At 60.0% G+C, this 19886-nt stretch carries 20 protein-coding genes and 1 pseudogene; 5 read left to right on the plus strand and 16 right to left on the minus strand.

Annotated features, from left to right (window positions below; translation table 11 throughout):
- Window positions 1–42: 42 nt before the first annotated feature.
- The 11 genes and pseudogenes from BMY98_RS20725 to ffh all read right to left on the minus strand — a co-directional run bounded on the left by BMY98_RS20725 (window position 43) and on the right by ffh (window position 11298).
- Window positions 43–339 (minus strand): DUF3509 domain-containing protein, encoded by a 297-nt coding sequence (locus BMY98_RS20725; protein WP_074892274.1) that lies wholly within the window; start codon window positions 337–339, stop codon window positions 43–45.
- Window positions 340–552: 213 nt separating this feature from the next.
- Window positions 553–2628 (minus strand): annotated as a pseudogene (locus BMY98_RS20730) (transporter substrate-binding domain-containing protein); the annotation flags it as partial.
- A 172-nt stretch (window positions 2629–2800) separates the two neighbouring features.
- Window positions 2801–4210, minus strand: coding sequence for a threonine synthase (gene thrC, locus BMY98_RS20735; protein WP_074892276.1), 1410 nt, complete (start codon window positions 4208–4210; stop codon window positions 2801–2803).
- Window positions 4211–4360: 150 nt separating this feature from the next.
- Complete coding sequence (locus BMY98_RS20740; RefSeq protein ID WP_074892277.1) at window positions 4361–5665, minus strand: homoserine dehydrogenase; 1305 nt, start codon at window positions 5663–5665, stop codon at window positions 4361–4363.
- A gap of 132 nt (window positions 5666–5797) precedes the next feature.
- Entirely contained in the window at window positions 5798–6538 is a 741-nt protein-coding gene (gene dsbC, locus BMY98_RS20745) for a bifunctional protein-disulfide isomerase/oxidoreductase DsbC (protein WP_074892278.1), read from the minus strand.
- 167 nt (window positions 6539–6705) lie between these two features.
- Complete coding sequence (gene xerD / locus BMY98_RS20750) at window positions 6706–7602, minus strand: site-specific tyrosine recombinase XerD (protein ID WP_074892279.1); 897 nt, start codon at window positions 7600–7602, stop codon at window positions 6706–6708.
- Between the two features lie 129 nt (window positions 7603–7731).
- Complete coding sequence (rplS, locus tag BMY98_RS20755) at window positions 7732–8082, minus strand: 50S ribosomal protein L19 (protein ID WP_037012438.1); 351 nt, start codon at window positions 8080–8082, stop codon at window positions 7732–7734.
- Window positions 8083–8125: 43 nt separating this feature from the next.
- Window positions 8126–8878, minus strand: a complete 753-nt coding sequence (gene trmD, locus BMY98_RS20760) for a tRNA (guanosine(37)-N1)-methyltransferase TrmD (RefSeq protein WP_065989956.1) — start codon at window positions 8876–8878, stop codon at window positions 8126–8128.
- 3 nt (window positions 8879–8881) lie between these two features.
- Window positions 8882–9418 (minus strand): ribosome maturation factor RimM, encoded by a 537-nt coding sequence (gene rimM / locus BMY98_RS20765; protein WP_037012440.1) that lies wholly within the window; start codon window positions 9416–9418, stop codon window positions 8882–8884.
- 5 nt (window positions 9419–9423) lie between these two features.
- Window positions 9424–9675, minus strand: a complete 252-nt coding sequence (gene rpsP / locus BMY98_RS20770; RefSeq protein ID WP_037012442.1) for a 30S ribosomal protein S16 — start codon at window positions 9673–9675, stop codon at window positions 9424–9426.
- A 246-nt stretch (window positions 9676–9921) separates the two neighbouring features.
- Window positions 9922–11298, minus strand: a complete 1377-nt coding sequence (gene ffh / locus BMY98_RS20775) for a signal recognition particle protein (protein WP_065989960.1) — start codon at window positions 11296–11298, stop codon at window positions 9922–9924.
- Between the two features lie 290 nt (window positions 11299–11588).
- Between ffh and BMY98_RS20780 the strand changes: the two genes are divergently transcribed.
- From BMY98_RS20780 to BMY98_RS20790, 3 genes are all read left to right on the plus strand, one after another.
- Complete coding sequence (locus BMY98_RS20780; RefSeq protein WP_074892280.1) at window positions 11589–12401, plus strand: cytochrome C assembly family protein; 813 nt, start codon at window positions 11589–11591, stop codon at window positions 12399–12401.
- Window positions 12402–12413: 12 nt separating this feature from the next.
- Window positions 12414–13652, plus strand: coding sequence for a transporter associated domain-containing protein (locus tag BMY98_RS20785; protein ID WP_074892281.1), 1239 nt, complete (start codon window positions 12414–12416; stop codon window positions 13650–13652).
- Window positions 13653–13955: 303 nt separating this feature from the next.
- Window positions 13956–15278: an MFS transporter gene (locus BMY98_RS20790; protein ID WP_074892282.1), complete on the plus strand. Its 1323-nt coding sequence runs from the start codon at window positions 13956–13958 to the stop codon at window positions 15276–15278.
- Window positions 15279–15440: 162 nt separating this feature from the next.
- Here BMY98_RS20790 and purT read toward each other — a convergent pair whose 3' ends face one another.
- From purT to BMY98_RS20810, 4 genes are all read right to left on the minus strand, one after another.
- Window positions 15441–16622: a formate-dependent phosphoribosylglycinamide formyltransferase gene (gene purT / locus BMY98_RS20795; protein ID WP_074892283.1), complete on the minus strand. Its 1182-nt coding sequence runs from the start codon at window positions 16620–16622 to the stop codon at window positions 15441–15443.
- A gap of 118 nt (window positions 16623–16740) precedes the next feature.
- Window positions 16741–17004, minus strand: coding sequence for a DUF1289 domain-containing protein (locus BMY98_RS20800; protein ID WP_074892284.1), 264 nt, complete (start codon window positions 17002–17004; stop codon window positions 16741–16743).
- A complete protein-coding gene (locus BMY98_RS20805) occupies window positions 17004–17528 on the minus strand; it encodes a gamma carbonic anhydrase family protein (protein ID WP_074892285.1) in 525 nt (174 codons plus the stop codon). Before BMY98_RS20805 ends, BMY98_RS20800 begins: the two co-directional genes overlap by 1 nt.
- 61 nt (window positions 17529–17589) lie before the next feature.
- A complete protein-coding gene (locus tag BMY98_RS20810) occupies window positions 17590–18201 on the minus strand; it encodes a CoA pyrophosphatase (RefSeq protein ID WP_074892286.1) in 612 nt (203 codons plus the stop codon).
- A 153-nt stretch (window positions 18202–18354) separates the two neighbouring features.
- Between BMY98_RS20810 and BMY98_RS20815 the strand changes: the two genes are divergently transcribed.
- The gene (locus BMY98_RS20815; protein ID WP_074892287.1) at window positions 18355–18906 is read left to right on the plus strand and encodes an NUDIX hydrolase; all 552 of its coding nucleotides are present in this window, start codon (window positions 18355–18357) and stop codon (window positions 18904–18906) included.
- 50 nt (window positions 18907–18956) lie between these two features.
- The gene (locus tag BMY98_RS20820; RefSeq protein WP_074892288.1) at window positions 18957–19520 is read left to right on the plus strand and encodes a L,D-transpeptidase family protein; all 564 of its coding nucleotides are present in this window, start codon (window positions 18957–18959) and stop codon (window positions 19518–19520) included.
- 52 nt (window positions 19521–19572) lie between these two features.
- Here the strand turns inward: BMY98_RS20820 and BMY98_RS20825 are convergent, their stop codons facing one another.
- Entirely contained in the window at window positions 19573–19884 is a 312-nt protein-coding gene (locus BMY98_RS20825; RefSeq protein ID WP_074892289.1) for a YqfO family protein, read from the minus strand.
- Window positions 19885–19886: the final 2 nt, after the last annotated feature.

Raw genomic sequence — 19886 nt, forward strand, 5'->3', positions numbered from 1 at the left:
TAACTGATAGGAGCCTACTGAATCGAGAAGGTTCCCTGCGGCTCAGACGAAAGGTCGGGCGGCAGCGTAAGCAGCAGACTGAGAAACATTGCGCATGGCGGCGATCACACAAGGCTCGATGCGCCCTTCTGCCACCATCAAATCACGGTGAAGACCATCTACCACGTCAGTCAGCTGACGCTTGTCGCCCAATTGCGATGCAGAAAAAACACGTTCAATCACAATCGCACCCACTGGGTTTTTCAGCGTCACCAGACGCTCACCCAGAATACCGGCAGGGCCAATGCTCACCTGATAAGGGGACAGCGCTTCGCTCAGTAGCAAGCTGATATTTTCCATCCGGATCACCACTCAACAGTTTGAATGCAAAGGTGCTAACCAATGACCATTGGCAGCAGTGGAAAGTTCTGAGCACTGTGGCGCTTTGACACATGCGCACTGACTGCAACAGCTTGACTCCGGAGCATGCCTGCCGAATGTGACAGGCAAAATTTACACCCCCGATGCCTTCGCTTGCCCCAATTCGTCGAGCAGGCCCTTCAGCTGCCCTGCCGCCTGCTCCGCGGCTTGACGTGCTTCGCGCAACTCGCTCTCCAGGCGTTTGCGCTCGCTGATGTCCATCCAGCCGCCGAGCAGTCCCTGCATCTGTCCGTCGGCGCGATGGTAGGGCACCACCCATTGCCAGGCGTGGACCACTCGCCCGGCCAGCGTAAGGGCGCGCTCGGTAAACACGGGCTCCTGCGTCTCCAGCAGACGCATGTAATCGGCGTGCATTTGCTCGGCCATTTCACGGTCAACGAGATCCACATCGATCAGGCGTCGGCCCTGCATCTGTTCGTAACTGATCCCGAAGCTCTCCTCATAACTGCGGTTGCAGGCGACGAGCCGGCCTTGCAGGTCACGCACATAAACAGGGTTCGGGAAGGCATCAAGCAGGGTTCGCTTGAAGGCGAGCTGATCACCCAATTGTGCTTCGGCTCGCTGCCGTTGATGGATCTGATACCTCAGGCGGCTACTCCAGAGCAGCGACACCAGGCCCAGCAGCAGTGAGGCGCTCGTAACCCAGTAAACCCAGTAAGGAATGCGGTTCCAGACCGAAGGCGGAGCGGCTGCCGCACCGAGCCATTTGAGGCGAATGGCACGCATCTCCGTCACGGAAAACTCTTCCAGGGCCTTGTTCAAGATGCCGAGCAATTCAGGATGGCCCTTGACCACGGAAAACCGGTCGGGAGACCACAACCCTTCGACGCTGCGCCCCACTTTCAGCTCGCCTGGCGGATACAGCCAGGCGCCTGCCTCGTTCTGAATAGTGGCGTGCGCCTCACCCTCCTCCACGAGCTGCCGGGCCTCGGCGTAGGTGGGCACGAGCCGCAGACGGATTTGCGGATAGCGTGTCTGAATAAACTCCAGCAACGCATGTCGCGACGGAAGCGCAAGTACCTTGCCGGTCATGTCCGCCAGCTGAAGGGACGCGTCGCTGTCGGCGCGCTCCAGAAACACCCAGCTATTGCCTCCAAATGCATAGGTGAAATACAGCAGTTTCTTGCGCTCGGGGTTCTCCGCCAGGGTGGTGTTCATGTGCGCGCCGCCGTGGGCCAAGGTTTCAAGCAGCGAATGGGTGGAAGGCGTTTCCTGATACACAAACTGCAACCCGGTCAGACGCGAAATCCGCGCCAACAGATCGACATTCAACCCGGCCCATTGACCACGAGCGTCTTTGTAAATGTAGGGAGGGTGCTGAGTTGACGCTACCACTACCCGCGGATGCTTGCGAATCCATAACTGTTCAGCAGGATTAAGGCTGACTTGCCGACGAGCAGGGTCAGCGCCAAGCCCGACGGTCCATCGCCCGAGAATTTCCCGATGCAAGGACTCGTCCATGTCTGCCAGCACGCGGTCGAACAGCAGGCTAAGTCTGGAGTCTTTCTCGCGAAGGGCGAACGAAAAACCAACGGCTGGCAACAGACTGTCGAACTTTCTGTGCAGCCGAAGGTAGGGCCGCAAGAGGCTGTAGGACTGCACCACGAGTTCGTTGGCGATCAGCGCGTCGGCGTCGTCGTGGGCCAACGCCTCCATGGCGCTGTAGAGCGTGGGGGCAAGTACGATATTGCTTTCGGGATAGATACGCTGCACAACCGCAGCATCGGCATAGCCGTCCAGCAGCAGCACGCGTTTACCTTCCAGCGTAGGCTTGAGGCTGGTGTCGTTGGCCCGCCCGAACACCACCGCCCGGTCCGGCACGTACTCGCGCGTCAACGCCAGCCCGGCTTTGTTTCGCTCGAATCCGCTGGCGCTGGTCAGCACGTCGATGTCACCCGCCAGTAATGCCTCCACGGCCTTCTCACGTTTGGCGAACCCTCGCAATTGAACGGGAATTGCCAACCGGGCGCTGACCACGCTGAGGTAATCCGCGCTGATGCCCTGATAGCGATTGCGGTCGGTGGTGATGTCGACGGGCTCGTGATCGGCGACGGAAATGCCGACACGGAGTGCCTTGCGTGCGTCCAGCCACTGGCGGTCCGCGTCATCGAGGGCGAGGGGCTGCTGCGGGAGGAAAGGTGCGCCCAAGGCGAACGGCAGGTTTTCACCGGCGTGACCAGCGCGACTGTAGAGGCACACGAGCAGCAGGAGTGCCCACAGCGCCGGTCCGATATCAAGCTGACGGCCATTCAATGCCGCTGAGTAAAAATGTTTAACAACCACAGGCTTATCCGAGAAATTGAAATTCTTCGGAAGTGTGGCACGCAGAAAAAACAAGGCCCGCTGCGAGGCGGGCCTTAGTTGTTACACGGCGATACGGTCAGAGGGGTTTGCCACGATTACCGTGTTGGCTGACAAAGGCCTGCACGGCCTTGAGGTCGTTCGGCAGGACGGTGCAGCGTTCGTCTCGCTCAAACAAATCAGACAAATGTGCAGGCAGCTCAAGCGCTTTTCCTACACCGGCCTTCAGCACTGCGTCCGGGAACTTGACCGGATGCGCCGTTCCCAGAATCACCATCGGCGTGTCCAGGCTGCGGCGGCAGTCCCGCGCGGCCTTCACGCCGATCGCGGTGTGCGGATCGAGCAGCTCGCCGGTGCTGGCGAAGACTTCGGCGATGGTTTTGCAGGTGTCTTCGTCACTGACCGCCAGGGAATCAAACAGCTTGCGGGTTTCGGTCCAGCGTTCTTCATCCACGCTGAAACCGCCGCCTTGCCTGAAGGTGTCCATCAGCTTGGCAATCGCGCCGCCGTTGCGACCGTGCATGTCGAACAGCAGACGCTCGAAGTTGGACGACACCATGATGTCCATCGACGGGGTCAACGTTGCGTGCAGGGTCTCTTTGACATACTGATTGCCGCTCATGAAGCGGTGCAGGATGTCGTTGCGGTTGGTCGCGACCACCAGCTGGCTGATCGGCAAGCCCATGTTGCGGGCCAGGTAGCCGGCGAAAATGTCGCCGAAGTTGCCGGTCGGCACGGAGAACGCCACCGAACGCGCCGGGCCACCCAACTGCAGCGCCGCGTGAAAGTAGTAAACGATCTGGGCCATGATCCGCGCCCAGTTGATCGAGTTCACTGCCACCAGACGCGTGCCCTTGAGGAAGCTCTGGTCGGCGAAGCTGTTCTTGACCATTTCCTGGCAGTCGTCGAAGTTGCCTTCGATCGCGATGTTGTGAATGTTCTCGCCGAAGATGGTGGTCATCTGGCGGCGCTGAACATCGGAAACGCGATTGTTCGGGTGCAGGATGAAGATGTCGACGTTGTCGCAGCGACGGCAGCCTTCGATGGCGGCCGAGCCGGTGTCACCCGACGTTGCGCCCATGATGACCACGCGTTCGCCGCGCTTCTCGAGCACGTAATCCAGCAGACGACCCAGCAGTTGCAGGGCGAAATCCTTGAACGCAAGGGTCGGGCCATGGAACAGCTCCAGCACCCACTCGTTGCCGTTCAGCTGACGCAGTGGGGCGACCGCCGCGTGGGAAAACACGCCGTAGGTTTCTTCGAGAATCTTCTTGAAATCCGCGTCGGGAATGCTGCCCGTCACGAACGGGCGCATGACGCGAAATGCCAGCTCGTGGTAAGGCAGACCGGCCCAGGACGCGATTTCTTCCTGAGTGAAACGCGGCAGGTTCTCTGGAACGTACAGACCACCGTCGCTCGCCAGACCGGTCAGCAACACGTCTTCGAAATTCAGGGCCGGTGCCTGGCCGCGGGTACTGATATAGCGCATTTTTCAAACCTTCGGTTTGGGCGGCAAGCTTCAAGTGGCGAGCTGCAGGTCAAGACGATTCGCCTTCCCCCTGCCGCCCGGAGCACGAAGCTCACCGCGATATGATTTTGCTCTCACTTGCAGCTTGCCGCTTTGGACTTATCGCTGCTTTCAGTTCAGATGCTCGACGCGGATGCGCACAACCGGCCCGGCAACATCTTCCAGCGCTTCCAGCGCTTCGATCGCATCGTTCATGCGTTTCTCGACCACGCGGTGGGTCAGCAGAATCATTGGCACCAGGCCGTCGTGCTCTTCGACTTCTTTTTGCATGATCGATTCGATGTTGATGCCGCGCTCGGACAGAATGCTCGCCACCTGCGCCAGCACGCCCGGATGATCCTTGGCCTGGATGCGCAGGTAGTACGCACTTTCGCACGCATCGATCGGCAGGATCGGGTGGGCCGACAGCGAATCGGGCTGGAAGGCCAGATGCGGGACGCGGTTTTCAGGGTCGGTGGTCAGGGCACGGACCACGTCGACCAGATCGGCCACCACGGATGAAGCGGTCGGCTCCATGCCGGCACCCGCGCCGTAGAAGAGGGTCGATCCGGCGGCGTCGCCGTTGACCATCACGGCGTTCATCACGCCATTGACGTTGGCGATCAGGCGATCCGCCGGGATCAGCGTAGGGTGAACGCGCAGTTCGATACCGCTCGGCGTGCTGCGGGCAACGCCAAGGTGCTTGATGCGGTAACCCAGTGCTTCGGCGTAATTGACGTCGGCGGTGGTCAGCTTGGTGATGCCTTCGGTGTAGGCCTTGTCGAATTGCAGCGGGATGCCAAAGGCGATGGACGCCAGAATGGTCAGCTTGTGCGCGGCGTCGATGCCCTCGACGTCGAAGGTCGGATCGGCTTCTGCATAGCCCAGCGCCTGCGCTTCGGCAAGAACGTCCTGGAAGGTACGGCCCTTTTCACGCATCTCGGTGAGGATGAAATTGCCGGTACCGTTGATGATGCCGGCGACCCAGTTGATGCGGTTGGCCGACAGGCCTTCACGAATGGCCTTGATCACCGGGATACCGCCCGCCACTGCCGCTTCGAAAGCAACGATGACGCCCTTCTCCCGGGCCTTGGCGAAAATCTCGTTACCGTGCACGGCGATCAGCGCCTTGTTGGCGGTGACCACGTGCTTGCCGTTTTCGATGGCCTTGAGCACCAGTTCGCGGGCGATGGTGTAACCACCGATCAGCTCGATGACGATGTCGATTTCAGGGTTGCTCGCCACGTCGAATACGTCGGTCGTGGTCGGGGTACCGGTAATCTGGCAATTGGGGTTTGGTGTACGCATGGCAATCTGCGCCACTTCGATTCCACGCCCGGCACGGCGGGCAATTTCCTCGGCGTTACGCTTTAGCACATTGAAGGTACCGCCACCGACAGTACCCAGCCCACAGATGCCTACTTTGACCGGTTTCACTATGAACTCCCCATAAAACGGCCGACGCGAGGCCGGCCGTGGAATCAGCCGCATTCAACACGGCTCGCTATTGATGAAGCGCTGCTCACAGGCCGCTTCAATGTCTACCGCAGGAGGCTGCGATAAACGAAATTACTTGGCACTCAGCGCCAGTTTGGCGACTTGTGGCGCCGGCTGGTAGCCCGGAATCAGCTGACCGTCGGCCAACACGATGGCCGGTGTACCGTTCACGCCGATGGACTGGCCGATTTCAAATTGCCTGGTGACCGGGTTGTCGCACTTGGGCGCCTGAATATTCTTGCCGTCGACCATGCGGTCCATGGCAGCGCGGCGGTCTTTCGAGCACCACACGGCCTGAAGTTGCTCGTCGCCCGGCGAACCCAGGCCCTGGCGCGGGAACGCCACGTAACGCACTTCGATGCCGCGCTTGTTCAGCTCCGGCACTTCGGCGTGAAGTTTGTGGCAGTACGGGCAGGTAGTGTCTGTGAACACCGTGATGTGTGACTTGGTTTCGCCAACGGCTGGATAGACAACCATTTCAGCAGCGGGAATGCCATTGATGGTCTTGGAAATCGCCTGACGCTCAACCTTCTCGGTCAGGTTGACCGGCTTGCCGCCCTGCATCTGATACAGGTTGCCCTGCATGACGAACTGGCCGTCGGCGCTGGCGTAGAGCACGCGGCCGCCTTTCAGATTGACCTCATAGAGGCCGTTCAATGGACTGCTGGAAATGCTCTCGATGGGAATTTCCAGATTGAGCGATTCCAGGGTCTTGCGAATGGCTTTGTCGGACGCCTCATCGGCGTGGGCAAACAGGCTGAAAGAGCTGGCCAGCGCTACAACGGCAGCACCGAGAAAACGAGTGACGCGCATGAAAACTCCTCGAGCGGTGAGCAGACGGGCCGGGCTGAAAACGGGTGGCGAAAAAGCGCCGGCAGGTTTTCAGGGCCTTGATCTGCGAAACCGGCAAAGCCTATCACATAAGGCTCCCGAGGCCGACGCCCGCCGATGTAAGACAGATCGTAAATTACCGAGGTCATCTATCCCCTCGGGTGATGCTTCGCATGCATTTCCTGCAACCGCGCGCGGGCGACATGGGTGTAGATCTGCGTGGTCGACAGGTCGCTGTGGCCGAGAAGCATCTGCACGACGCGCAGGTCGGCGCCGTGGTTGAGCAGGTGGGTGGCAAAGGCGTGACGCAGGGTGTGAGGCGACAGGGATTTGCCGATGCCGGCGACTTTGGCCTGATGCTTGATGCGATGCCAGAAGGTCTGGCGGGTCATCTGTTCGCCGCGCTGGCTGGGAAACAGCACGTCGCTGGGCCGGCCATTGAGCAATTCGTGGCGAGCGTCGCGCATGTAGCGCTCGACCCAGACGATGGCTTCCTCCCCCATCGGCACCAGCCGCTCCTTGCTGCCTTTGCCCATGATGCGCAACACGCCCTGGCGCAAGTTGACCTGCTCCAGTGTCAGGCTGATCAGCTCGGTCACGCGCAGTCCGCAGGCGTAGAGCACTTCGAGCATGGCCCGGTCGCGCTGGCCGATGGCGTCGCTCAGATCGGGCGCGGCGAGCAACGCTTCGACGTCAGCTTCGGACAAGGATTTGGGAAGCGGCTTACCCAGCTGCGGCATGTCGACCTGCAACGTCGGGTCGACCGCGATCAGCTTTTCTCTGAGCAAATAGCGGTAGAAGCCGCGTACCCCGGAAAGCAGTCGCGCCGTCGAGCGAGGTTTGTAGCCATTGTCGACCCGCCACCCCAGGTGGTCGAGAATCGCTTCCCGACTGACACTCATCAGGTCCACGCCCTTTTCCTGCAACCAGCCGTTGAATAGCGCCAGGTCGCTGCGATAGGCGTCGCGCGTGTTGTCCGACAGCCCTTTCTCCAGCCACAGGGCGTCGAGGAAGCGGTCGATCATGGGATGGTCAATGGCGGGCATGGGTTCTGACTTGAGTGGTGGAAAGCGGAGGCAGTTTTTCATACCTGCGAAGGCGGGACAAAACCCGAATGCCAGAAAGCAAAAAAGCAGCCCGTAGGCTGCTTTTTCATTCGCATGGGAAGACTGGGATTAAACCAGTTTTTCCTTGATGCGAGCTGCTTTACCGGACAGGTCACGCAGGTAGTACAGCTTGGCCTTGCGAACGTCGCCGCGACGTTTCACAGCCATGCTGTCGATTTGCGGGCTGTAGGTCTGGAAAGTACGTTCAACGCCGACACCGTTGGAGATTTTACGAACAGTGAAAGCACTGTTCACACCACGGTTACGCTTGGCGATAACAACGCCTTCGAACGCCTGCAGACGAGCGCGGTCGCCTTCCTTCACTTTCACCTGAACGACAATGGTGTCGCCCGGGGCAAAGGGAGGGATCTCTTTGGTCATCTGCTCTGCTTCGAGTGCAAGGATGATTTTGTTAGTCATGCTGTGCTCCTAAGGTAAACCGGTTGGATTTACCATCGATACGTTAACTATCGTCCCGCTCGCGGAGGTATTCCGCCAGCAGCTTCTTCTCTTCTCCAGAAAGCGAGCGGCTTTCCAGAAGATCGGCGCGTCGTTCATAGGTCCGCCCAAGGGACTGCTGTAAACGCCAACGCCGGATGTGTGCGTGATTGCCACTAAGCAATACGTCGGGAACACGCTGATCCGCATACACCTCCGGTCGGGTGTAGTGCGGGCAATCCAGCAGACCATCCGTGAAGGAATCTTCCTCCGCGGAATCTACATGCCCTAAAGCTCCAGGCAGCAGTCGCGTAACCGCATCTATCAGGACCATGGCCGGCAGCTCACCGCCAGATAACACATAGTCGCCAATTGACCACTCTTCATCGACATGAGCTTCAATAAAACGCTCGTCGACGCCTTCATAACGACCGGCAATCAGGATAAGTGCTTCTTCCTGCGCCAGTTCGCGTACCGCAGACTGATCCAGCTTGCGGCCTTGTGGCGACAGGTAAATCACCTTCGCCGCATCCCCCGCCGCCTGCCTGGCCTGAGCCAAAGCATCTTCGAGGGGCTTGATCTTCATCACCATGCCAGGGCCACCGCCAAACGGGCGATCGTCCACAGTGTGATGTCGATCAGTGGTGTAATCCCGCGGATTCCAACAGGTGAGCTGCAACAGCTCCTGTTTCACCGCACGGCTGGTAATGCCGTATTCGCTGATGGCGGAAAACATCTCGGGAAACAGCGTGATGACTTCTATGCGCAGGCTGGCCATTGCTTAGAAATCCGCGTCCCATTCCACCTTCATCTCGCCTGCAACCAGATCAACTGCCAACACGCATTGCTCCGTATAGGGCAAAAGGCGTTCGCGATCATCCAAACTGCCTGCGCAGGGTTTGACCACCATTACATCGTTGGCGCCGGTTTCCAGAAGATGATCGACCTTCCCGAGCAATTGCCCAAGACCGTCAATGACCTTCAGACCTTCAAGCTGGTACCAGTAGTACTCGCCGTCGGTCAATTCAGGGAACAGGTTGCGTGGCACGCAGATCTCATAACCGGCCAGAAGACGAGCTTCTTCACGATCATCAAGACCCTTGAGCTTGGCGACCAGGAACTTGTCGTTCCCGCGTCCACTGACCAGCTCGACCTGTTTCACATTGCCTTCGCGCTTGAGCGTCCAGGTTTTGTACTGCAACAGGTTTTCGGTTGGATCAGTAAAGGAATACACCTTCACTTCGCCGCGAACGCCGTGTACCGAGTAAATCTTGCCGATGACGATCAGATCGTCGGCGGAAGCTGGCGTCGCGTTCATATTGCTCAGGCCGCAGCCTTAGCAGATTCCTTCAACAGCGAAGCAACACGCTCAGAAGGTTGTGCACCAACGCTCAGCCAGTAGGCCAGACGCTCTTGGTTCACGGACAGACGGATTTCCTGACCACGGGCAACCGGGTTGAAGAAACCGATTTGTTCCTTGTGGGAACCGTCACGTGGGTTGCGGCTGTCGGTGACAGTCAGGTGGTAGAACGGGCGCTTTTTAGAGCCGCCAAGGGCAAGACGGATTGTTAGCATTGAACAATTTTCCTGTAGTCGGTGCTGCAAATCTAAGATGCACAGCGGGCATGGGTGCCCGAAAGGCCGCATATTCTAAGGAATATCCGGATTTTTGCAAATGACTTTTTCCGGCGTACGCCGTCGGGCCACCTAGATCTGCCATGGAGCCGTCAGGGATGACGGCGTTGAGTGCCTGCCTGAGCAGGCCACCGGGACGGTTGCCCCAATGAAGAACGCGCGGGAATAACGCCCGCGCGATGCAATTTACATTTTGGGCATACCGCCGCCGGGCAACATTCCGCCCATGCCGCGCATCATTTTGGCCATGCCGCCCTTGGTCGAAAACTTTTTCATCATCTTCTGCATCTGTTTGTGCTGCTTGATCAGACGACCGATGTCCTGCACCTGGGTGCCGGAACCCATGGCGATACGGCGCTTGCGTGAACCGCTGATCAGCTCAGGGTCGCGACGCTCGGCCGGGGTCATCGAATTGATGATGGCTTCCATCTGCTTGAACTGCTTTTCGGCCGCGCCTTGTGCGTTGCCCATCTGCGACAGGTTCACGCCACCGATGCTTGGCAGCTTGTCCATGAGCCCGCCCAGGCCGCCCATGTTCTTCATTTGTTGCAACTGATCGCGGAAGTCTTCGAGGTCGAAGCCCTTGCCTTTCTTCAGCTTCTTGGCGAGTTTGTCGGCCTTGTCCTTGTCGAGGGTCTGTTCGGCCTGCTCGATCAGGCTGAGCACGTCGCCCATGCCGAGGATGCGCGATGCGATACGGTCCGGGTGGAACGGCTCCAGTGCCTCGCTCTTCTCGCCCATACCGATGAACTTGATCGGCTTGCCAGTAATGGCGCGCACCGACAGCGCAGCACCGCCACGGGCGTCGCCATCGACCTTGGTCAGGATCACACCGGTCAGCGGCAGTGCATCACCAAACGCCTTGGCGGTGTTCGCAGCATCCTGGCCGGTCATGGCGTCGACCACGAACAACGTCTCGGCCGGTTTGACCGCTGCGTGCAGCGCCTGGATCTCGCCCATCATCTCGGCGTCGATGTGCAGACGACCGGCGGTGTCGAGGATCACGACATCGATGAACTTGAGCTTGGCTTCTTTAATAGCTGCTTCGGCGATGTCCACCGGCTTCTGGCTGATGTCGGACGGGAAGAACGTCACGCCGATGTCGTTTGCCAGGGTTTCCAGCTGCTTGATCGCTGCTGGACGATAGACGTCCGCCGAGACCAGCATCACGGTTTTCTTTTTTCGTTCTTTCAGGAATCGGGCGAGCTTGCCGGCAGTGGTGGTCTTGCCCGCACCTTGCAGACCCGCCATCAGGATGACCGCCGGCGGCGTGACGTTGAGGGTAAGCTCTTCGTTGGCCGCCCCCATCATCTCTTCCAGCTCGGCCTGGACGATCTTCACGAACGCCTGGCCCGGCGTCAGGCTGCGCGACACCTCGGTGCCGACGGCGCGCTCCTTGATGCGATTGACGAAGTCTTTGACAACCGGCAAGGCGACGTCGGCTTCAAGCAGCGCCATACGCACTTCACGCAGTGTGTCCTTGATGTTGTCCTCGGTCAGCTTGGCTTTGCCAGTGACCTGGCGCAGCGTCTGCGAGAGACGATCTGTCAGATTTTCAAACATGCGTGATCCTTTGGGTTCGTGCTGAACCCCGATTGATGCGGCCCGGCCCGTAGCGGCCTTTTCAGTCGGCTGGCGAATCGCGACGCCTGCTCTTCACAGGATCGCTATTAATAATAGGGACGCTATAAAGGCGGCTGAAACAGCGATCGACTAGCCTGTGGCTTGAGCAGGTCGCGGATTATAGCGAAGACTCCCGCGCACGGACACCACGGCGTCTGCTTCTGTGGTCTTTCGTGAAATGCGCCTTTTATGCCAAACTCACCGGCTTCCGAGCACGCCCAACAGGATCTATGTCCCCCTTGTCACCGAGTTTGCTCTTCAGCCTCGCCGCCGCCGTCTTTTACGCCGCTGCGACCGTCTACCAGGGTATGCGCCTGCGTCAGGGCCAAAAGGCCGACAAATGGTTGCTGTGCCTGATCGGCACCCTTGCCGTCGCCTGCCAGGCCAGTGCGCTGTTCGGCCAACTGGTGCGCCCTATCGGCCTGGGTCTGGACTTTTTCAGTGCCGCCAGCCTGATCGCTGTTTCGGTGATCATCGTGACCATGCTCGCGTGTATTCGCCTCCCCGTCGAAATCCTGCTGATTCTCCTGTTCCCGCTAGGGCTGCTCACGAGCCTGATGGCGCAGTTCGCGCCTTCCGGTACCCAGCAATCGATCATTGAAGAACACGGCATCATCAGCCATATCCTGCTGTCGATCCTCGCCTACGGAATGTTCACCATCGCGGTGTTCCAGTCCTTGCTCCTGCTGCTGCAGGATCACCAGTTGAAGCACAAGCACCGACTTGGCCTGATCAGAAGCTTTCCGCCACTGCAGACCATGGAAAGCCTGCTCTTTGGCTTTCTCTGGGCCGGCTGGGTCTTGCTGTCGATGTCGCTGATCTCCGGCTGGCTGTTCGTCGAAAACCTGTTCGCCCAGCATCTGGTGCACAAAACCCTGCTGTCGATCCTCGCGTGGATTGTCTTCAGTGTGCTGCTGTGGGGACGCCACCATTTGGGCTGGCGCGGCCACAAGGCAATCCGCTGGACGCTGGGCGGATTCGTGCTCCTGATGCTGGCCTACTTCGGCAGCAAGCTCGTTCGTGAATACATCCTGCACATCTGACGGGCGTTGATCATGGATAATCTGCCGGTCGGCACAATGCTTGCGTTGCTTGCCCTGCTCACGTTGTGGTCTGCGCTGTTCAGCGCGGTCGAGGCGGCGCATCACAATCTCCGGGCGACGCCGGTCAATCCCCGCTCCAACGAGCCACCGAAGCCGGTTCTGGCGTTCAACCTCAACAGCCTCATTCTCGGCAACACGCTGCTCAAGGCGCTGATTACCATCCTCGCCACCTTGCTGGCCATCGGGCACTGGTATTTTCACGGCCCGCTGATTGCCTGGCTGGGCGTCGCCAGCGTGCTGGTGGTGGTAACCGAGTTCATACCGCGAAAGCTGGCCGCCCGTCGTCCCGAGTCAATCCTGCTGCTGGGCAACAACGTGCTGCGCATCCCGGTCCGGCTGCTGCAGCCGCTGACCTGGGTCTACAAGAACATCGCCAAGACGCTGTTGCGCCCTTTTCTGTCGAAGCGTCGGCCAGACACCATCGATGACGAAGACGACACACGCCCGACGGTCTATCAGGACAATGAAAGCCAATATGGCCGCGCCCATGTCATCTCCGGGATTTACGCGCTGGACCGCATGACCGTGAATGACATCCTGGTGCCGCGCAGCGAAGTCGACGGCATCAACCTCGACGACACCATCGAGGAGATCATCGACAAGCTGATCATTTCCCGCCACACCCGTCTGCCGGTCTACCACAATGACATCAATCAGGTGGAAGGCGTGCTCAACACGCGGATGATCAGCCACCTGCTGCCGCGCAACGAGCTGACCAAAGAAGCGCTGCGAGCCGCCTGCTACGAACCGTATTTCGTGCCTGAAAGCACCCCGCTGCAGATGCAGCTGCTCAACTTCCACAAACAGCAGCGGCGCATGGGCGTGGTGGTCGATGAGTACGGCGAAGTGCTGGGCATCGTCAGCCTCGAAGACATTCTGGAAGAGATCGTCGGCGAGTTCGAAAGCGAGCAGGCCCTCGATAACCCGCACATTCAGCCGCAGCCTGACGGGCGACTGGTGATCGAAGGCGCGGCGTCGATTCGCGATCTGAATAAAAGCCTTGGCTGGCATCTGCCCTCCGACGGACCCAAAACCCTCAACGGCCTGATCACCGAAGCGCTGGAGACAATCCCCAACAGCGCGGTCTGCCTGAAGATCGGCCCCTACCGTCTGGAAATTCTCGAAACTGAAGACAACCGCGTCAGCCGGGTGCTGATGTGGTTGAACACCCGCACCAAAGACGTGATCTGAAAAGGCAGGCGGCGCCCTGAAACACTTGTTTCCGCGCCGACCACCTTCCTATAATCGATCCGCTTACCCAGCCCCGCCGATCCGCGTGCTACCCGCACAATGCGCGATCCGGCCAGTCACACAGCCTGACCGCTCACGCGACACCCTGGCCTTCGCTCCCATCCCGAGCACGCCACGCGCCTTTGCCCACATCCGGGCTAGTCTGTTCAGCGCTGGACCAAAACAACAATTAACGATTGCCGCGGCGCGCGTACGAATCATCGTATTCCGCTGACAGGCGATGCGACTGCCAGGGATATCCGCATGACCACGACTTCTGCCTCTCCAACCCGCGACGAGAGCGAGGCCCGCCCCGCCAATTCTGCGGCACGCGTCGCCACCGCCAGTTTCATCGGCACCGCCATCGAGTTCTACGATTTCTACGTGTACGCCACCGCCGCCGCGTTGGTGATCGGGCCGGTGTTCTTCCCGCAAACCTCCAGCACCGCACAGATGCTGTCGGCGTTTCTGACGTTCGGGATCGCTTTTCTCGCACGTCCCTTGGGCTCTGCGTTGTTCGGCCACTTCGGTGATCGCGTCGGGCGCAAATCGACACTGGTCGCCTCACTCCTGCTCATGGGGGTCTGCACCACGCTCATCGGCGTGTTACCAGGTTACGACGCCATCGGGTCATGGGCGCCGATCCTGCTCTGCGTGCTGCGCTTCGGCCAGGGCCTTGGACTGGGCGGCGAATGGGGCGGCGCGGCGCTGCTGGCGACCGAGAACGCCCCCAAGGGCAAGCGAGCATGGTTTGGCATGTTCCCGCAGCTGGGTCCTTCGATCGGTTTCCTTGCAGCAAACGGGCTGTTTCTGACGCTGGCCATGACACTGGACGACGAGCAATTCCGCTCCTGGGGCTGGCGTGTGCCGTTTCTGCTCAGTGCCGTGCTGGTCATCATCGGGCTGTATGTGCGCCTGAAGCTTGAGGAAACGCCTGTTTTCGCCAAGGCCATCGCCCGCCACGAGCGGGTAAAACTGCCGATTGCCGAGCTCTTCGGGCAGTACTGGAAGCCGATGCTGCTGGGGGCAGCGTCGATGGTGGTGTGCTACGCGCTGTTCTATATCTCCACAGTCTTCTCGCTGAGCTACGGGGTGAAAACGCTGGGTTACAGCCGCGAGTCGTTTCTGGCGATGCTGTGTTTTGCGGTGCTGTTCATGGCCCTCGCCACGCCGCTGTCCGCGCTGGCGAGTGACCGATTTGGCCGCAGGCCGGTGCTGATCGTCGGCGGAGTGCTGGCGATCCTGTCCGGCTTTCTGATGGAGCCCTTGCTGACCCACGGCACGACCTGGGCGGTGACGCTGTTCCTCTCGATCGAGCTGTTTCTGATGGGGGTTACGTTCGCGCCGATGGGGGCGATGTTGCCGGAGCTGTTTCCTACGCGGGTGCGTTATACCGGCGCGTCGGCGGCCTACAACATCGGCGGTATTGTCGGTGCCTCGGTCGCGCCTTTCTTCGCACAGAAGCTGGTGGAAATGGGCGGCCTGAGCTGGGTCGGCGGGTATGTCTCGGCGGCAGCGTTGATCAGCGTGATCGCCATGCTGTGCCTGAAAGAAACCCGGCACGCGGATCTGGATACGATTGCCTGATCACGCCGGAACCTGTAGGAGCGCGAATGCGGTGTGTCAGTCACTGCATCCGAACCTTACACACAGCAATCGCGGGCAAGCGCGCTCCTACAAAGGGCTATTGCCTGACAGCCAAACAAAAACGGCGCCCCTGAGGGCGCCGTTTTGTATTCAGCGTAAAGCTTACAACTGGACCTTCACCGCGATCGACGCGCGGGTAGCCTTGCGGCGGGCCGCTTCGATCGACTCGTCACGGGCCAGGGCAACGCCCATGCGGCGCTGACCGTTGACCTCGGGCTTGCCGAACAGACGCAGCGCGGTGTCCGGTTCGCTAAGGGCTTGCTCCAGATTGGCGAACGCCGTCTGGGTTGATTGACCTTCCACCAGAATCACTGCCGACGCCGATGGGCCGAACTGGCGAATCAGCGGGATCGGCAGACCGAGAATGGCCCGGGCGTGCAGCGCGAACTGCGACAGGTCCTGGGAGATCAGCGTAACCAGACCGGTGTCGTGGGGGCGCGGCGAGACTTCGCTGAACCAGACCTGATCGCCCTTGATGAACAACTCGACGCCGAACAGACCACGGCCACCCAGCGCTTCAGTTACCGCTCTGGCGACGCGCTCGGACTCGGCCAATGCCACCGGGCTCATGGCCTGGGGCTGCCACGATTCCTGGTAGTCGCCCTTCTCCTGACGATGGCCGACCGGCGCGCAGAAGGTGGTGCCGCCGACGTGCCGCACGGTCAGCAAAGTGATTTCGTAATCGAAATCAATGAAGCCTTCAATGATCACCCGACCTTTGCCAGCACGACCGCCTTCTTGGGCATAGTCCCAGGCCTTCTGGATGTCCGCGTCGGTTTTCAGCAGGCTCTGGCCCTTGCCCGACGAGCTCATCACCGGTTTGACCACGCACGGGAAGCCGAGGTCTTCGACGGCTTTCTTGTAATCTTCGAAGGTGTCGGCAAAGTGATACGGCGAGGTCGGCAGGTCCAGCTCTTCAGCGGCCAGACGACGAATGCCTTCGCGGTTCATGGTCAGCTGCGCAGCGCGGGCCGTCGGAATGACCGTGAAGCCTTCGGACTCCAGCTCCACCAGGGTCGCGGTGGCGATCGCTTCGATTTCCGGGACGATGTAATGGGGCTTCTCGGACTCGATCACCGCACGCAACGCTGCGCCGTCGAGCATATTGATCACGTGGCTGCGGTGCGCGACCTGCATCGCCGGAGCATTGGCGTAACGGTCGACGGCGATCACTTCAACGCCCAGCCGTTGCAGCTCGATCACGACTTCCTTGCCAAGCTCGCCGCAACCGCAGAGCAAAACGCGGGTCGCGGTCGGCGACAGTGGAGTTCCGATTTGAGTCATCTCAGGTCCTCGTGGAGCAGGTCGAGGGTTGCTCGCGATGTGCAAGCAACCGCAGGGGAGAAAGGCGCGCAATTTACCATGAAGGCCAAGGAATGGGATGCAGCGGCGCAGGGTTGATTCAACGTCGAGGGCTGCTGTCGCTCACCTGAAACATCATCCCGCTCGTCCTCGCCCGCTCATCGCAGGCAACCAACACGGCACGGCGCGCCTGATTGTCCATGCGGCTCCAGCCGGTGATCTCGGCCACGGTGCGCTGGCAGCCGGTGCAGATGTCCGCCTCGTTCAATGCGCAGATGCTCACGCAGGGCGAGCGGACGGGCTTTTCATGAATCGGCTTGTCATGAATGGTTGCTTCATGGATCGGGGGAATGGCGCTGGACATCAGTCTTCCTGTGGGGCCAGGTCACGCGCGTAGCGTTGGGCGTTGTGGACGTAATGGGCGGCGCTGGCGTCGAGCATCTGCTTCTGCGCATCGGTGAGTTCGCGGACGATTTTGCCCGGCGAGCCCATGACCAGGGAACCATCAGGGATGACTTTGCCTTCGCCGATCAGTGAATTCGCGCCGATGATGCAGTGTTTGCCGATCTTCGCGCCGTTGAGGATGACCGCGTTGATGCCGATGAGTGTGCTGTCGTCCACGCTGCAACCGTGCAGCATCGCGTTGTGGCCGATGGTCACGTTGCGGCCGATGGTCAGCGGCGAACCCATGTCGGTGTGCATGACGGTGCCGTCCTGCACGTTACTGTTCTCGCCGATATCGATGAGCTCGTTGTCGCCGCGCAACACGGCGCCAAACCAGACGCTGGCGTTGGCCTGCAAGCGCACATTGCCGATGACAGTGGCTGTCGGCGCGATCCAGCTGCTGGTGTGCGCGTCGACGCGGGCATCACCCAGGCGGTATTTCATGGTCTGCTCCTCATGGTTCGGCCCTCATGGCTCGGTCCCCTTGCTGCGACGCGGCGGCGGGTCAGGATTTCAGCGTGTGGATGATCGATCGCTTTGGCGGCTCGTTGAGGTCGATGGCGCTGTCGAACAACAGGTTCATCAGCTCAACGATCATGATCGCCGTCAGACCCCAGATCTTGTACTCGCCGAAGCGGTAACTCGGCACGTACCAGCTGCGCCCTTGATAGTCGATGCGGTGGGTGTGTTCGCGGGCATCCTGACGGAAGAAGTCCAGCGGCACGCTGAAGACCGCCGCGATCTCGCCATCATTGGGTGTGTACTCAACAAAATCGGGAATGATGCCGACATAAGGCGTCACTCTTATACCGTGCTTGGAGATCAATGGACTCAGCGGGCCGATCACTTCCACCAGACCAGGTGGCAAGCCAATTTCCTCCTGGGCTTCGCGCAGTGCGGTGAAGATCAGGTCCGGGTCTTCCGGGTCACGCCGGCCGCCCGGGAAGGCCACTTCGCCGCCGTGGGTCGACAGGCCGCTGGCGCGCAGGGTCAGCACCAGTTCGGGCTCGGCATTGCGGGTAATGGGGAGAAGCACGGCGGCCTCGGGGAAGCGCGCGTCCGTTTCCAGCATCACCGGCGTGTGGCTGCTCATACGGTGAAGTAGCTCATCCAGCATGGGAATTCTCGATCGGTTGCCTGCCCGGCATCATGCACCAAAGCGGCGACGCGCCCAAGTCTTGTAGGACAAGCCACCCGTGCAAGACGCCTCTTGCCGTCCACCCGCGCTACGGCTCAAGATAGCCGCTGCCAACAGGAACCCGATTCGATCATGAAATTCTGCAGCAACTGCGGCGAACAGGTCATCCAGCGTATCCCCGAGGGCGACAGCCGCCCGCGGTACGTGTGTGAACATTGCGACACCATCCACTACCAGAACCCCAACATCGTCGCCGGCGTCGTGCCGGTGTGGGGCGAAAAGGTGTTGCTATGCCGTCGAGCCATCGAGCCGCGACTGGGCTACTGGACGCTGCCTGCCGGGTTCATGGAAAACGGCGAAAGCGTCGAGCAGGCCGCCCGCAGGGAAACGTTCGAAGAGGCCTGCGCTGAAGTCGAGGACCTGCAGTTGTATTCGATGATCGACGTGCCGCACATCAATCAGGTGCATATCTTCTACCGCTCGAACCTGGTCAAACCGGAGTTCGCGGCCGGCATCGAAAGTCTGGAAGTGAAGTTGTTCGACGAAGCCGATATCCCGTGGTCGGAGCTGGCTTTCCAGACCGTCAGACGTACCCTAGAATGCTTTTTCCGCGACCGGCGGCATCAGGATTTCCAGGTGCGCACCGATTGCCTGTCCGTTACACCCCCTCTCAAAACCACTTGATCAAGACGACGGCGCGCGATTGCCGCGCAGGCTTCAGGGATACCCTTTTCATGCGTTGGTTGCTCGCCGTTTTATGCCTGTCGGTTGTGCCGTTGTCCCAGGCTGCGTTCACGCAGACCATCGTGCCCAAAGGCAGCGAACAGAAGTTCGTTGGCGGAAAGGTCGTCGACACCCAGAACATCGCGGACCGGACCATCGATAAGGTGTTGGTGCTCAAATCTGCGCATCAGTTGCAGCTGATCAGTCGTGGCGAGGCGCTGAAGACGTACCGGATCTCACTGGGCAAGGCGCCCAACGGACCCAAGCTGCAAGAGGGAGACCAGCGCACACCGGAGGGTTTCTATTGGCTGGACTGGCGCAAGACCAGCGATGCCTACAACCTGTCGATGCACATTTCCTACCCCAACATCTCCGATGCCGCACGCGCCCGACGCGAAGGCGTGAAGCCCGGCAGCATGATCATGATCCACGGTACGCCGATCAATGACGATTACCCGGAGTGGTATTTCCACACCTTGGACTGGACGAACGGCTGCATCGCCATGCGCAACAGCGATATTCGGGAGGTATGGGATCTCGTGAAGGACGGCACGATGATAGAGATTCGGCCGTAAGGTTCTGCGGGTGATGCAGAACGCTTTAATTTCGAGTAATGCTGAAGGGAGGCTAGATATCTTCCAGCTTCCACACGTCATAAGCCGGCACTTCGTAGGGATGACTGTCCTTCAGCGCAGCAACCGCCTGCCTGATCAGCTCGTCTGACACCACAAGCTCGACCTTCCATTCCTGAACCTGCTCGACCTCGCCGGCTTGACCGATGAACGGCTGACTGCCGTCCAGCGGACGAAACTGGCCGTGGCCAAGGACCTGCCATGAGCAGCAGTCATACGCGCCGATTCGCCCCGCACCGGCGGCGAACAACGCATTTTTGACCTGCTCCACATGGCTCGGTGGCACAAAGAAGGCCAGCTTGTACATCA

It is taken from the genome of Pseudomonas graminis (genome assembly GCF_900111735.1).
In the GTDB taxonomy this organism is placed as follows: domain Bacteria; phylum Pseudomonadota; class Gammaproteobacteria; order Pseudomonadales; family Pseudomonadaceae; genus Aquipseudomonas; species Aquipseudomonas graminis.

What these genes read in the sequence shown, in the direction of transcription:
- BMY98_RS20725 (WP_074892274.1), bottom strand. Translation starts at nt 339, where the DNA reads ATGGAAAATATCAGCTTGCTACTGAGCGAAGCGCTGTCCCCTTATCAG.
- thrC (WP_074892276.1), bottom strand. Translation starts at nt 4,210, where the DNA reads ATGCGCTATATCAGTACCCGCGGCCAGGCACCGGCCCTGAATTTCGAA.
- dsbC (WP_074892278.1), bottom strand. Translation starts at nt 6,538, where the DNA reads ATGCGCGTCACTCGTTTTCTCGGTGCTGCCGTTGTAGCGCTGGCCAGC.
- xerD (WP_074892279.1), bottom strand. Translation starts at nt 7,602, where the DNA reads ATGCCCGCCATTGACCATCCCATGATCGACCGCTTCCTCGACGCCCTG.
- rplS (WP_037012438.1), bottom strand. Translation starts at nt 8,082, where the DNA reads ATGACTAACAAAATCATCCTTGCACTCGAAGCAGAGCAGATGACCAAA.
- trmD (WP_065989956.1), bottom strand. Translation starts at nt 8,878, where the DNA reads ATGGCCAGCCTGCGCATAGAAGTCATCACGCTGTTTCCCGAGATGTTT.
- rimM (WP_037012440.1), bottom strand. Translation starts at nt 9,418, where the DNA reads ATGAACGCGACGCCAGCTTCCGCCGACGATCTGATCGTCATCGGCAAG.
- rpsP (WP_037012442.1), bottom strand. Translation starts at nt 9,675, where the DNA reads ATGCTAACAATCCGTCTTGCCCTTGGCGGCTCTAAAAAGCGCCCGTTC.
- ffh (WP_065989960.1), bottom strand. Translation starts at nt 11,298, where the DNA reads ATGTTTGAAAATCTGACAGATCGTCTCTCGCAGACGCTGCGCCAGGTC.
- BMY98_RS20780 (WP_074892280.1), top strand. Translation starts at nt 11,589, where the DNA reads ATGTCCCCCTTGTCACCGAGTTTGCTCTTCAGCCTCGCCGCCGCCGTC.
- BMY98_RS20785 (WP_074892281.1), top strand. Translation starts at nt 12,414, where the DNA reads ATGGATAATCTGCCGGTCGGCACAATGCTTGCGTTGCTTGCCCTGCTC.
- BMY98_RS20790 (WP_074892282.1), top strand. Translation starts at nt 13,956, where the DNA reads ATGACCACGACTTCTGCCTCTCCAACCCGCGACGAGAGCGAGGCCCGC.
- purT (WP_074892283.1), bottom strand. Translation starts at nt 16,622, where the DNA reads ATGACTCAAATCGGAACTCCACTGTCGCCGACCGCGACCCGCGTTTTG.
- BMY98_RS20800 (WP_074892284.1), bottom strand. Translation starts at nt 17,004, where the DNA reads ATGTCCAGCGCCATTCCCCCGATCCATGAAGCAACCATTCATGACAAG.
- BMY98_RS20805 (WP_074892285.1), bottom strand. Translation starts at nt 17,528, where the DNA reads ATGAAATACCGCCTGGGTGATGCCCGCGTCGACGCGCACACCAGCAGC.
- BMY98_RS20810 (WP_074892286.1), bottom strand. Translation starts at nt 18,201, where the DNA reads ATGCTGGATGAGCTACTTCACCGTATGAGCAGCCACACGCCGGTGATG.
- BMY98_RS20815 (WP_074892287.1), top strand. Translation starts at nt 18,355, where the DNA reads ATGAAATTCTGCAGCAACTGCGGCGAACAGGTCATCCAGCGTATCCCC.
- BMY98_RS20820 (WP_074892288.1), top strand. Translation starts at nt 18,957, where the DNA reads ATGCGTTGGTTGCTCGCCGTTTTATGCCTGTCGGTTGTGCCGTTGTCC.
- BMY98_RS20825 (WP_074892289.1), bottom strand. Translation starts at nt 19,884, where the DNA reads ATGTACAAGCTGGCCTTCTTTGTGCCACCGAGCCATGTGGAGCAGGTC.